This window comes from Arachidicoccus sp., from assembly GCF_050436765.1.
In the GTDB taxonomy this organism is placed as follows: domain Bacteria; phylum Bacteroidota; class Bacteroidia; order Chitinophagales; family Chitinophagaceae; genus Arachidicoccus.
Window position 1 is genome coordinate 16,395 of the sequence record NZ_JBNQGD010000113.1, and the last position, 14,559, is coordinate 30,953.

Genomic DNA, 14,559 nt, shown 5'->3' on the forward strand with positions numbered 1-14,559 from the left:
GACCTAGTGTTGAGGGTCAATTTTATTAACGAAAATCTATGACCCCTGCATTAAAGATATTGATAAGAGCATGCCCATCAATAATGTAGATATAGAGGAGAGAGAGCTACCCAATAAGCCGTTTAATTCTTGCCAAAAGTTCGTTTGGGCTGAAAGGCTTTACTACATAGTCGTTGGCACCCAACTTAAATGCCTTAACCACTGTATCTTCCTGCCCCATGGCAGACAGAATAATAAAAGGAGTATTTAATTTCAATTCTTGTCTAACTTGAGCAACAACTTCCAACCCTGAAAAATAGGGCATCATTACATCTATAATTACTAACTCAGGCGCATGCAATTTAATCTTTTCTAAAGCATCTCGCCCATCTACCGCCAAAATTACATCATAGCTCTCTTTTTTCAACCGCATTTCGACAACTTTCAAAAGTAGAGGTTCATCTTCCGCAATGAGTATTTTTTGTGATTCCATTTAAAAAGAATTATCTTCAATCTATAATTATAACAAGATCTTTAATTATCCATGATAGGTTTCTGAATTTCTGAATTTTAGGTTAAATCTATTTAAATAATCCATACAAAGTGTAAATACTTTAAAATAAACTTCTAGTCAATGAATGGTTAAAAGTAATTTATCTCCCATAAAAAAGAAAAAAACATTCTGATAATGATTAGAAATAACGTGCTTTGTTATTTAACAGATGCAAAAGAAGAACAATAAGCTCACATATTAAAATATTTATGTCAAACACTCCTCTCAATCATAACGAAGAATTGCGTGTAAAGGCACTCAAGAATTATCATATATGGAATACGCCTGAAGAAGTGGACTTCAATAATGTGGTCCAGATAGCTTCTTTATGCACAGACGCCCATATTGCATTCATTAGTCTTTTAGATGATAAGAAGCAATGGCTAAAGGCCAATTTAGGCATGCCATCGAATGAAATGTCAAAGGGGGAATCAATTTGTCAATATACAATACAAAGTGGGGAACCGTTAATCATAGAGGACATTGCTAAAGATCCCCGGCTCAAAAACAGATTACCTGCAAATATCGCACACCTAAGATTTTATGCTGGTTTTCCGCTGATAGACCCAGAAGGTTTTGTATTAGGCTCTCTTTGCGTCATGGATACTAAGCCAAGAAGCTTGACCGAAAAGCAAAAAGAAATTTTAATTCTATTAGCAGACCAAACTGTTACCCGAATTATAAACAGGCAGAAAAGAATAGAGTTAGCGCAGTTAGAAAAAATGTTCAGTATCTGCACTGACTTAATCCGAGTATGCAAAAAAGATGGGACCATTATTAAGATGAACCCGGCGCTCAAAACGATATTGGGCTGGGAGCTTAATGAAGTGGAGGGCAAAAGCATATTTGATTTTATGTCTCCAGAAGTTGCTGCAAAAAAAAGAAAAATATTCAGTCAACTCTCTGAAAAAAATACTGTTTTAAATATCACTTATAGCACGATTGCTAAAGATAGTAGCAATAAAATATTAGAGTGGGTTGGGACCTACGATCCTTCAACTGATTTAGTATACTCCATAGGTCGTGATATAACGAAAATTGAAGAGAAAAATGAACAGCTTTCCCAAAGTGAAAAAAAATTCAGGATACTCTTTGAAAACTCACCAACCTTTATGTGTACGCACGATTTAAAAGGAAATTTTCTTTCAGTTAATCGCGCTGGGGCTAATTCTATAGGCTATGATCTCAACGAACTAACTAAGATGTCGTTATTCGATATTATCCCTCAAGAAAGGCATCCATTCATATATCAATATCTCGAAGAAATTAAGAGACGTCAATTCTTAACTGCACCAATGCATACGGTCACAAAAAGTGGTGAAAGAAAAATTTGGGTGTTCAACAACTCATTAATACAAAATGAAAATGAAGAAGCTTATGTTATAGGTAATGCCGTCGATATTACTGAAATGGCGAGGCTGCAGGAAGAACTAACCAGAACATCTCAAATGCTAGAACAAACGAATAGCATTGCTTCTATAGGCAGCTGGGAAATAGACTTAGAAAAGAAAACGGCTTACTGGAGCAGCGTCACTAAACAAATCTATGAGCTTCCTCAAGATTTTGTTCCGCAGGTGGAAAGTGGCTTAGATTTCTTTGTAAGTGCTGAAAGTCAAAACACAATTAGAACTGCAACAAAATTGGCAATTAAAAATGGACAATCATATGATCTCACACTTCAAATACAAACGGCTAAAGGGAAACTTTTATGGACTAGAATAATAGGTAAACCAATATTGGGTGAGAACAGACGTTGCAAAAAAATAATGGGTACTTTTCAAGATGTTAACGAGAAAGAAAAAAATGCGGAAGCCCTTAGAAAAGCAAAATTATTGGCAGAGCAGGCAAGCAAAACTAAATCAGAATTCTTGGCCAATATGAGTCATGAAATAAGAACTCCCCTAAATGGTGTCATTGGCTTCACAGATTTAGTACTCAAAACTGCGCTTAACGAAACACAAAAAAAATATATTTCCATTGTTAATGAATCAGCTAATTCTCTATTAAATATTATCAATGATATTTTAGATTTCTCTAAAATAGAGGCTGGAAAAATGGAGCTCGTAAATTCGGAATGTGACCTGTTTGAATTGGCTTCTCAAGCAACCAATATTATATCCTTTCAGGCAGAGAAGAAAGACTTACAAATATCGCTCAATATCGGACCAGGTTTACCAAGATATATCAATACTGATGAAACTAGATTAAAACAAATCTTGATCAATCTTTTGGGCAATGCAATTAAATTTACACAAAAGGGTAAAATTGAATTATCTATTTCCTCTTTAGAAGAATTTAAAGATAATACTGTAAAAATGCGCTTTGAAGTTAGCGATACCGGCATCGGTATTCATCCTGACAAATTAGAAAGAATATTTAAAGCATTTGCACAAGAGGATAGCAGCATCTCTAAAAAATATGGCGGAACAGGGCTAGGACTTGCTATATCTAATAACCTTCTAAAACTTATGGACAGCCGACTTCAGCTGCAAAGTGAGTTAGGAAAGGGCAGTACATTTTATTTCGATTTAGTTGTAGAAACTAAAACAGATACGCCTATTGACTTTGATACAGCTACAGATATCAAACGTGTGCTTGTGGTAGATGATAGTGAAAACAACCTGACAGTAATAAAAGAAATGCTCCAATTGAAAAATATTGAAACTTTCGTTGCTAAGACAGGTGTAGAAGCTTTACAGAAGCTATACGAAGGCGAAACTTACGATGTAATTTTGGTAGACTACTTTATGCCTATTATGAATGGGATAGAAACTATTAAAAAGATCAGGGAAAACTTTTATCCAACATCCAACGAACAAGCCATTATTATCTTATACAGTTCTCATGAAGATGAATATCTGCAACAAGCCTGCGAAGATCTAGGGGTCAATAATCGCCTGCTCAAGCCGGTTAAAATGACAGATTTGTACAGTGTATTTTCTAAGCTAAAAAAGAACCAAAATGCGACAGAAGGAATTGAAAAATTAGCAGTAAAAGAAGATACGGACATCACCAAAAGGCAAGTAGAAATTCTTATTGCTGAAGATAAGGAAATAAATATGTTCCTCTCCAAAACATTGGTAAGTCTTATTTTGCCAAATGCATTTTTACATGAAGCTCGAGATGGGAAAGAGGCAGTAGACAAAATGGCCCAATGCGAGCCAAATCTCGTTTTAATGGATGTACAAATGCCTAATATGGACGGGCTCGAAGCAACACAAATTATCAGAAAAAATGAGAAGAACAAAAACATTCCAATTATTGCACTTACAGCAAGTAATAGCGTGGGAGATAAAGAGAAATGTTTAGAAGCAGGAATGAATGACTTTTTAACGAAACCTATCGTCGAAAAAACGCTAAAAGAAATGTTGATAAAATGGTTGAGTAGGGTTAAAAGCGAAGAGAAAGTACACGTAGACTTTAATACTATTCACTTATATGCGCTCGAAGACAAAGAGTTCGAGAAAATATTTATATCTCTAATTATAAAATCAATAAATGAATCTTCACAAAACCTCCATGCACAGATAGCAAAAAAAGATCTAGCGGCTATCAAAACTTCTGCTCATAAATTAAGAGGCACAGCTACTACTTCAGGTTTAATTGAAATAACTCTTATTACATCTAAACTAGAAGCACAAGATGCTATCGAAGACAACACAATAAATAATTTAATTAATCAGTTAGACGATGAAATAGAAATCGTTCAAGAAATATTATCAACTTACCTTAAAAAGAAATAAATATCTGAATCCAATAAAAAGAGACGTCTGAATCCGATTACACATTTCGTAATTTTTTAGGAAACTAATAAAAGATATTTAGATTTGTAGTTTAAAAGAATTAAATATTATTTTAACAATTCTCATCCTCTAATGCGAGTGCGCGGCGACGGAATGAAGCAAAGCTTGAATAAATTTTAAAAAACTGATAGTGAATTTGATAGATAGTGAGTTAAGTAAGGAGAAGCCCACTGTTAGGTTAAGGGCATTTAGAGCAATAGACGACTTAGCGGCATGTCAGCTCTTTTTAGAAGGACATACACATGTACTCACAAGTATTGGTGTAACGAACGTTACTTCTTCAAAACATGGATGGACCACGAATCCGGCAGCTTTCGTTATCATTGTTGAATCTATGGATGGAAAAAAAGTTTACGGGGGGGCGCGCGTTCATATTGCCGGAGGAACTGAACCACTCCCGATAGAACAAGCAACAGTAACAATAGATGCAAGTGTGACAGATGTGGTTTGGAAATATGCCCAGCAAGGTACGGGAGAAATATGTGGTTTATGGAATTCCCGGGAAATAGCAGGATATGGAATTGGAAGTATTTTTTTGACGCGTGCAGCTGTCGCCATATCGTCTCAGATCGGTTTGACCTCACTGTTTGCTCTTTGTGCACCCTATACGGTTGAAATGGCCGAGAGTGTAGGCTATCACAAGTTAACAACCATCGGAAACAACGGGACATTCTATTATCCGAAAATGGATCTTTTAGCCACGGCAATGTTGCATGAAGATATCCGTCATTTAAAAACCGCGGATGAAGAAAACCGTAATGCCATTCTCAACTTAAGACAAAGCTTCAATATCGTGAGGTCGGAAACACTTCGCAAAAAATCAATTGAAATACATTATAACTTAGACATTCCCAATCTTGAAAAATGGGATCTCGAAGAAACCATCGATCATGCGAAGAAAAAATACCTCAAAAAAGAATGGGGAGATTTGGGCTTAAATTTATTTACCGACCAATCCTAAATAAATTTGAGATAATAATATGCACAAAATAATATGACAATACTACTCTTAATCTGATAACCATCATTCAAATATGAATCAAATTGACAATCTAATAGAAAGTACAAATGGAGTTTATATCCCAACAATCCTAAGACTAGCTAAAGAGGAAGACAGACAACTATATAATAGTCTTATATCCACAAATGAGCTATTTGTCTCCAATGAAATAAAGGGTCAACTATCTGAACTCATCAAAAGCAGAAACCCTTCCATTAAGATTAAGCCAGAGGACTATAGTTCTGCCATTCAAGAGTATCTTAAAGGAACAGACATTAACGATTATGGTGTTTGGGCCTATTACCCCTGGAGCAAAAGACTAGTTCATTTACTTGATGAAGCAGAGTTCATTGAGGTACGCACCAATCGTAACCAATACAAGATCACCCGTGATGAAAGGGACGTACTATCCACAAAGAAGATTGGCATTGTTGGTCTTTCTGTAGGACAATCCATTGCCTTAACCATGGCCATGGAAAGAATTTGCGGTGAGCTGCGGCTGGCGGATTTTGACGTACTAGAATTAAGCAACCTGAACCGTATCCGTGCAGGAGTACATAATTTAGGAGTCTCTAAGGTCGTCATTGCTGCAAGGGAAATAGCAGAGATTGATCCGTTTATAAAAGTGAAAATATATCCTGAAGGATTACATAAAAATAATATAGACAACTTCTTTAATGAAGATGGGAAGATAGATGCAGTAGTAGAGGTTTGTGATGGGCTGGATATAAAAATAGAAACCCGTTTTAAAGCGCGGTCTCTTGGAATCCCTGTAATAATGGATACCAACGATAAAGGCATGTTAGATGTAGAACGATTTGATTTGCAACCAGATCGGCCAATTTTGCATGGTCTAGCCGACGGTCTTAATCCGGAAAGCATCAAACAACTAAATAATGAAGCTAAAATACCGTATATTCTTAAGATGGTTGGTGCAGAAACAATTTCTGCAAGAATGAAAGCATCTATGCTGGAAGTTGAGCAGTCTATCACAACTTGGCCACAATTAGCATCTTCTGTAATACTTGGGGGTGCGCTAACGACCGACGTTTGCCGTCGCATATTATTAGATCAATTTCATGACTCGGGTCGTTATTATATTGATTTTGAAAATTTAATCTCAGATAGAGAAGCAAAAGAATCATCCACTATTGAATTCAAAAATCCGCACCAACCATTGGATCTTAAATCAATTGCGGAACAATTAGCAAAGTATTTCGAACTATATCCTCAGGTCTCCAATTCCATTTCTGAAACATTTATTAATGATATAATAAAAGCAGCCATTGCAGCCCCTTCTGCAGGGAATAACCAACCCTGGAAATGGGCTCAGCAAAATAATTGTTTGTTTCTTTTTCACGATAAATACAGCTCTTGGTCTTGGGGAGACTGTTTAGAAATGGGCGCTTATATAGCGCTGGGTACAGCTATTGAAAATGTTCGTTTGCAAGCAGCCGCGTTGGGCAAGGATGCTATGGTTCAATTTTTTCCCATGAAGGAAAAGTCAGGTTCTCTTATAGCCGTCATTAAATTTGAAGCGTTAAATAGAAGCTCAACTGAACTGGAAAAAGTTTTATGCAGCCAAATATTCCTGCGTTCTACCAATAGAAAATTGGGCAACCATGATGCTCTACAACAATTATTTTATAGTAAGTTACAAGACGTAGCAGCAATGTCAGATCAGGTAAAATTGTCTTACATACAGCAAGAAACTGAATTGGATAAACTTGGAAATATTATTGCTGAATGCGACCGCATACGACTATTGAATCAACAGGGTCACAAAGAATTTTATCAAGAGGTACGTTGGTCTCACGAGCAGGCCGCCATTACACGGGACGGTATTGATATAGCCTCGGCTGATCTTTCACAAAGCGAGATAGCAGGTTTTGGAATAGGTAAAGATTGGGGAGCAATGTCTTTGTTATCTAAATGGAATGTGGGAAATGGTTTAAAGCGAATGTCAATTAAGTCGCTAAAATCGGCTTCAGGTATGGTCCTGGTTACGATACCTCATTTTAATGCAGCAGCATTATTAAGTGCGGGGCAGGCAATAGAGAGAATGTGGTTATTTTGTAGTGCTGAAAAGGTTTCTGTACATCCAATGCTTTCCCCTGTTTTTTTCCTGAATAAATTAAAACAAGGTGATTTCCAAGGATTAACACAGGACAATATAAAACTGTTAGAAGAGTTAAACAAAGAATTTAGGGACATTTTTGGCATTAATGAGGGGGATTATTCGTCCTATGATATGGTATTTCTGATGAAACTTTCAAAAGCAGCACCTTCTGAAATAAAGTCATTGAGAAAACCTCAAAATGAATTGTTTATAAATTTTGACCGATAAAGTTGGGTAACCTGTTGAGATTTTTTTATGTAGGTGCTTATTTACTTTTTATTTTCTGAATCACACTATAATATTATTTTTCTGTTATTTCATACTTGATTAGGGTACGGCTATTCTTCAACATTTTCGCCTGAGTCTTTCAATTTTAAAAAGGAGAAAAAATAATTACAACATTCTTCGGATCTTAAGGTAAATATCAAATGAATATTTCTAAAATTATTAAACAATTTTTAACCAGATGAAGTATATTTTAATATGAAATATATTATATTTTTTTTATCCTTAATTTTCTTTGTTCATCTACATTCAATTGCGGATGCTCAATTCATACATTTTACGCCAAATATTGCAAACAACTATATCGGTAAGAGTGTTTCTGTATTCCTCGACTCATCGAACAAAATTGGGCTTGAAGGTGTTCGTCAACATCCGGAACTTTTCCATATGCAGTCCGATGATGTGCCAAACCTTGGTATGAATAACGACAATTTTTGGATAAAATTTTCTATCGTTAATGAATCTCATTTCAATAAAATAATACTAAATCTGGAATATCCCAATATTGATAAAGTAACTTTATATCGTTTGGAAAATAGTCTCCAAGCGGATAGCATTACCATAAAAGAAGGATCTCCTATATCACAAAGGATATATAAACACCAATACTACATTTTTGACCTTAATCTGCCTCCCGGTGATTCTGTAACCTGCTTTTTATTGATTCGCAGTAGTAAACGGCTTTTATTGCCGCTGACGCTCAATACGGAGAGAAGCATTATTTCTTCTATTACCATGTCTGATATATTCTCAGGGATGTATTTTGGACTGATGCTTGCAATGTTGCTATACAATTTGTTTATTTATTTCTCGGTTAAGGATCGACATTATTTATCATATGTTCATTATATCTTTTGGGTAACTATTACCCAAGCCACTCTATTCGGATATTCTCAACGCTTTATATGGTCTTCCAATAAATGGTTGTTAGAGCATATGCTCATTTTAACCGCTGCCATGTCGGGAATAGCAACTATTATTTTTACTAAATCTTTTCTATATGTTAAAAAGAACTTCCGTTACCTTGATTGGGCACTCAACGTTATAATATTGGGCGACTTAACCGGTTTTGTGATGGTAATTTGCAACTATAAATTGGTGGCATATAGCACCATAAATATTACGGCAGGAATCGGTGCTCTTATTGTTTTAACGGTCGCAATCATAATGGCTTATTATAAGAAATATAAACCCGCCAAATATTTTTTGATTGCCTGGACCGTTTTCTTGATTAGTATTATAATATTTGTTCTTAAAGACTTTGGGTTAATTAATTATAATTTTTGGACTGTTCACTCAATTCAAATTGGAAGTGCGGCAGAAACTATGTTGTTGTCTTTTGCACTTGCTGCTAAAATTAATATACTTAAGAAGGAAAAAGAAGCGTCTCAGGAAGAAGCACTTCGCGTCTCAAAAGAGAATGCACGTATTATCCGTGAGCAAAACGCCTCTCTGGAAATAAAAGTAGCGGAACGTACTTCAGAGTTAAACAATGCCCTGGAAGACCTCAAACAAGCGGAAACCCAGCTGGTTGAATCAGAAAAAATGGTCACTTTAGGTCAGCTGACTGCAGGCATCGCCCACGAGGTCAATAACCCAATTAACTTTGTCACTTCCAATGTCTCCCCCTTGAAGCGGGATATTGATATTCTTTTTAATGCCATTGATTATATAGAACAAATAGCACTGTCTGATAAGTCAAAAGAGGAGAAGATAGCTGAAATACAACAATACAGTGAAGAACAGGATTTAACCTATTTGCGTACCGAAGTAGAACACTTAATCAAAGGTATACATAACGGTGCTAGCAGAACCGCTGAAATCGTCAGAGGGCTCAGGTTATTTTCCCGTCTGGATGAAGACAGTCTTAAACATGCTTCCTTACAGGAAGGCATTGACTCCGCCATGATTATTCTTAGTAGTCAGGTGGGCAGTATAAAAATCGTACGAGATTACGGCGAATTACCTTCCATCGAATGTTACCCCGGAAAACTCAATCAGGTTTTCCTAAATATACTGTCCAACGCCATTTTCGCGGTCAACAAACAGTTCGATAAAAAACCCGGTGGCGAAATTAGAATTATTACACGCCTTGAACTCAAGACTGTGGTTATCATTTTTGAGGACAATGGCATAGGTATGGATGAAGACACGCAAAACAAAGTATTTAATCCATTCTTTACCACAAAAGACGTGGGCGAAGGCACTGGCCTTGGCATGTCTATCAGCCACACAATTATTAAAAAACATAACGGTTCCATTCAAATAGAGTCTTCTCCCGGAAATGGCGCCAAATTCACTATCACCTTACCTATTTATCAGGATCCTTCCATAGATCAATAAAGTAAGACCCCCAAAATTCAATTCAAATGTCCGACAAACTCAAATTACTCTATATCGACGACGAACGGGATAATCTACTGGGATTTAAAGCCTCTTTTCGATTGCAGTATCAAATTTTCGTTGCGGTAAATACCGAAGAGGCCACGGCTATTCTGCAGCAAAACCCGGACATCAGAGTCGTATTCTGCGATCAACGCATGCCCGGAAAAACAGGGGTCGCTTATTTTGAGGAAATAAAGGTGCAGTTTCCCTTACCCATTAGAATATTAATCACCGCATTTACCGATATCGACGTTGTCATCAAAGCTATCAATGGTGGTAATATATTTAGATATATTCGGAAGCCCTGGATTGAAGTAGATATTATTTCCGCTATCGAGGAAGCCAATAAATTCTATCTCGCGAACTCTATGCTTCACATTAAAAATAAGGAGCTACAAGAAGCTTATAAAGAATTAGATAAATTTGCCTATAATGTAAGTCATGATTTACGAAGTCCACTTTCTAGCATTCTAGCTGCTGTAGATTCCATGATTCAGATGTCGGATCTAGCCGAAATCAGGGAAATGTTAACCCTGATAGAAAACTCCATATTTAAACAAGAGGACTATATTGCCGGAATGCACGATTACTATAAATCACAGCAAGGAACACTTAAAATTGACGAGATTGATTTTAATCTTTTAGCAGAAGAGTTAAAAGCGCTTTTCCATATTTATGTCAACACTAATAAAATCAATTTTAAGATCGAGGTTCGTCAAAACACTTTATATTATTCCGACGAACATCTAATCAAAATGATTCTTAATAACCTGATTACGAATGCTATTAAATATCAGAAGAAAGAATTTGAGGATAAAAGGATTAGCGTAGACATGCAGGCGGATGATCTTGAAGCGGTTATTACCATAAGCGATACCGGCATTGGCATACCGGAAAGTCATTACGAAGAGATCTTCAACCTGTTCTCTAAAGTAAACAATCATGGCACGGGATCTGGCATCGGTTTATACAACGTGAAAAATGCGCTCAATAAATTAGGAGGGCATATGGAAGTTCATTCTGTTGTGGGCGAAGGAACAGATTTTAAGTTAACGATCCCCAATAAAAAATGAGGTCTCGAAAAGTTCGTCTCTGGATCATATGCAAGTCCGGTCAATATCAAGACAATAATCTCTGCCGGAGCATAAATTCCAATTGTTCACTGGTGGATTTAAGCGATTGTTTTTCCTTCCAGAATTCATAAGCTTTTTCAAGCGTCTGACTTAACTCTTCTTCTCGCCATGGCTTAGTCAAATAATGGAAAATCTTACCTTTATTTACTGCCTCAATCACAACGTTCATATCTGCGTATCCAGTAAGCAATAGACGTACAGTATCAGGATAACTATTTTGTACCTTCTCCAAAAGCTCCACACCCGTCATCTGTGGCATCCGCTGATCAGAAATAATGATATACACCGGATTAGATTCCATTAGCTTCAAAGCATCATCTCCATTAGAGGCAATCAAAACATTGTATTTTATTCTGAAAGTAGCCTTAAATGAGAACAAATTATCCTGCTCATCGTCAACGTACAGCACTGTAATTTTATTAGGCTTCATAAACTCCGTTTGCCACAAAATTAGGAAAAATAAAAGAATCTATAGTAATTCACAACATCCGTTAACATTTGGGTATATCATTTGGCTATGTTGTTGATTTGCCGTGCCACTCGTAGCATACGGTATAATACGTGACCGGCTTTTCGTTCGGGCTGATCTCGGATCATAAAAGTTTCCATTTATTATCCAAGTTTTATGAAAGCGCTAAGCCGCAAATTTGCACATCACCGCTTTTGACGCAAAACCCATTCTATGTTTGCAAAGTATTAAATTTACAAATAGATTGTCAAATAAAGATTAGAAAGAACAAAGGCGGAACAATAATCAAACTCCTTAGGCTTTTAGCTTGTCCAACACGCCTATTCCCACCTTCTTCCGTACATTATGTTATACAACATAGATTTGCAAAGCCACTATAACATCCCACAATTCCCCTTTCCTCTGAAGTAAAAAATATTTTTTCAACTCTTCAATAGATTCTTTACCTTTGGATAGTAGAGTGATTTTTTTTCGTTTAATAAGTATAAGTTATTGGTAATTACGAATTTAGAAGTGTTTTCATTCTACTCTTTTTGTAAGGTCATACTGATTTTATCGCCTCATTTTAAGTTTGGGAACTCATGCTATTTATTAAAATACCAGAATTATAGTCTTATATGGCATGTTTTCTAAATTAAAAAGAAAATAAAGCGCTGGACAAATTGGAAAAATTAGAGACAACGACTAACTCGCTTATTATTCGGAAACAAATTAAAATTCTTATTGCCGAGGATAAGAGGACAGATATGCGCCTAATCAAAGCACTCATTAGCCGTATACGTCCAAATGCATTGTTGCAAGAAGCTCATGATGGAAAAGAGGCAGTAAATAAAACACTTGAATTCTCACCGGACCTAGTTTTAATGAATGTACAAATGCCCGCAATGAACGGATTGGAAGCTACGCGACTCATCAGAGAAAAAGTAAAGGGCAAACAAATACCCGTTATAGCGCTTATTTCTCGTGATATGAAAGGCGAAAAAGAAAAATGTTTAGAGGCCGGTATGAACGATTTTATAGCTACTCCAGTTTTAGAGAAAACGCTAAAGGAAGTTTTAATAAAATGGTTGGGTAAGGATGAGGAAGAAGAGAACCTACATGTAAATTTTGATATCATACATATATATACTTTCGAAGACGAGGAATTCGAAAAGGTATTTATTTCTCTAATTATAAAATCTATGAATGAAGCCTTGCATAATTTTTATGCATATATAGAACAAAAAGATTTAATAGCAATAAAAGCCGCCTCTCATAAACTCAGAGGTGCTGCTGCTACCTCAGGTCTAATTAAAGTAAATTTTATAACGTCCAAATTAGAGGCGTTAGAAGATATCGAAGACAACACAATAAATGATTTAATGAATCAACTGGAGGCTGAGATAAAAGTCGTCAACGAAATATTGTCGAATTACCTCAAAACGAAAGCGAACCAGTAATTTAGTATTTGGTTCATTTTTGTCCGCCCCCTAGTACAATTATCCAGACAAACTTCTTCATGTGGATTGAAATATAAATTTATACTTCAATCCATATCCAAACCACATTGCGAGATACGCATTGTTCTTTCAAATGCTCCTTATTTTCTATCAAATACTATACTACTGCGGAAAAAACTAGGGCACCTTAGGAACGAAAATAAAAAAGTGAATCAATGACTTTAACATTTAATTCACTTTTGTGCCCGGGACTGGATTCGAACCAGCACATCCTTGCGAACGCTGCGACCTGAACACAGTGCGTCTACCAATTTCGCCACCCGGGCTTGAGTGTGCAAATATAATATTTTACAACAAACAACCATATGAAAGATTCAACTGCATCGACATTTGCAAACTATCTATACAATTGTAAAATAAAAAGGAGTCTTTTGCCGTTCCAACATTTAGTTTACTTTTGGCATCCAAGAAATTCGGTAGGAATGAAAGTGAAATCAGTTTTGGCAAAGCCTTTTGCCAGTATCATATTCAATAAGATAAAAAAAGAGATGGCTTCTGCATTGAAAGATCAAGAAGCTATTTTGCAGCATTTATTAAAATCAGCAAAGAATACGCAATTTGGCAAAGATCATCATTTTGATTCTCTAAAAAATTACGATGATTTCAAACAAGCTGTTCCTATACGAGACTATGAAGCATTAAAACCTTATATAGAAAAAATAAAAGAAGGCAAAGAAAATATATTATGGAAAGGCAAACCACTATACTTTGCCAAAACCAGTGGGACCACGAGCGGAGCCAAGTATATTCCTATTTCAAAGGAATCTATTTCCAATCATATTGATACCGCTCGCAATGCATTACTTTGCTATATTGCACAGTCCAAAAACGTGGATTTCACTAACGGAAATATGATCTTCCTTAGTGGTTCTCCTATCTTGGATCGCATTGCAGACATTCCCACTGGTCGGCTTAGCGGCATCGTCAATCATCACGTTCCGACATATTTGCGAACCAATCAACTTCCTAAATACGAAACCAATTGTATTGAGGATTGGGAAACGAAATTGGACAAAATTGTAGAAGAAACTATTGATAAAAATATGACCCTCATCAGTGGTATCCCACCTTGGGTTCAGATGTATTTTGACCGTCTGACTGAAAAAACAGGAAAAAAGATTATCGACCTTTTCCCGGACTTCTCAGTACTTGTATATGGTGGCGTAAATTTTGAGCCTTATAAGCAAAAGTTGTTTGATTGTATTGGCAAAAAAATAGACTCTATTGAACTTTTCCCCGCTTCGGAAGGTTTCTTTGCTTTTCAAGATTCCCAAACAGAAAGCGGAATGTTGCTCAATACCAACTCGGGTATTTTCTTTGAATTTATTCCCACA

General features: G+C 36.1%; 9 protein-coding genes and 1 tRNA gene. 7 read left to right on the forward strand and 3 right to left on the reverse strand.

Features of this window, described 5'->3' with window-relative positions; genetic code table 11:
* Positions 1 to 106 precede the first annotated feature (106 nt).
* The gene (locus ACQR30_RS04625; RefSeq protein ID WP_429731936.1) at positions 107 to 472 is read right to left on the reverse strand and encodes a response regulator transcription factor; all 366 of its coding nucleotides are present in this window, start codon (positions 470 to 472) and stop codon (positions 107 to 109) included.
* Positions 473 to 741: 269 nt separating this feature from the next.
* On the opposite strand from ACQR30_RS04625, the gene ACQR30_RS04630 reads away from it, so the two are divergent.
* The 5 genes from ACQR30_RS04630 to ACQR30_RS04650 all read left to right on the forward strand — a co-directional run bounded on the left by ACQR30_RS04630 (position 742) and on the right by ACQR30_RS04650 (position 11,197).
* Entirely contained in the window at positions 742 to 4,275 is a 3,534-nt protein-coding gene (locus ACQR30_RS04630; RefSeq protein ID WP_429731939.1) for a response regulator, read from the forward strand.
* 190 nt (positions 4,276 to 4,465) lie between these two features.
* Positions 4,466 to 5,296 carry a hypothetical protein gene (locus tag ACQR30_RS04635; protein WP_429731942.1) on the forward strand — a complete coding sequence of 277 codons (831 nt, stop codon included), beginning with the start codon at positions 4,466 to 4,468 and terminating at the stop codon, positions 5,294 to 5,296.
* Positions 5,297 to 5,369: 73 nt separating this feature from the next.
* The gene (locus tag ACQR30_RS04640) at positions 5,370 to 7,682 is read left to right on the forward strand and encodes an Rv1355c family protein (RefSeq protein WP_429731945.1); all 2,313 of its coding nucleotides are present in this window, start codon (positions 5,370 to 5,372) and stop codon (positions 7,680 to 7,682) included.
* A 255-nt stretch (positions 7,683 to 7,937) separates the two neighbouring features.
* Positions 7,938 to 10,082, forward strand: coding sequence for a sensor histidine kinase (locus ACQR30_RS04645; RefSeq protein WP_429731948.1), 2,145 nt, complete (start codon positions 7,938 to 7,940; stop codon positions 10,080 to 10,082).
* Positions 10,083 to 10,108: 26 nt separating this feature from the next.
* The gene (locus tag ACQR30_RS04650; protein ID WP_429731951.1) at positions 10,109 to 11,197 is read left to right on the forward strand and encodes a hybrid sensor histidine kinase/response regulator; all 1,089 of its coding nucleotides are present in this window, start codon (positions 10,109 to 10,111) and stop codon (positions 11,195 to 11,197) included.
* 46 nt (positions 11,198 to 11,243) lie between these two features.
* On the opposite strand, the gene ACQR30_RS04655 is transcribed toward ACQR30_RS04650, so the two are convergent.
* Positions 11,244 to 11,687: a response regulator gene (locus ACQR30_RS04655; RefSeq protein WP_429731954.1), complete on the reverse strand. Its 444-nt coding sequence runs from the start codon at positions 11,685 to 11,687 to the stop codon at positions 11,244 to 11,246.
* Positions 11,688 to 12,388: 701 nt separating this feature from the next.
* Between ACQR30_RS04655 and ACQR30_RS04660 the strand changes: the two genes are divergently transcribed.
* Entirely contained in the window at positions 12,389 to 13,165 is a 777-nt protein-coding gene (locus tag ACQR30_RS04660; protein ID WP_429731957.1) for an Hpt domain-containing response regulator, read from the forward strand.
* A gap of 242 nt (positions 13,166 to 13,407) precedes the next feature.
* Here the strand turns inward: ACQR30_RS04660 and ACQR30_RS04665 are convergent.
* A tRNA-Leu gene (locus tag ACQR30_RS04665) sits at positions 13,408 to 13,491 on the reverse strand.
* Positions 13,492 to 13,647: 156 nt separating this feature from the next.
* On the opposite strand from ACQR30_RS04665, the gene ACQR30_RS04670 reads away from it, so the two are divergent.
* The coding region (locus ACQR30_RS04670; protein ID WP_429731960.1) for a GH3 family domain-containing protein at positions 13,648 to 14,559 on the forward strand (912 nt) is incomplete at its 3' end.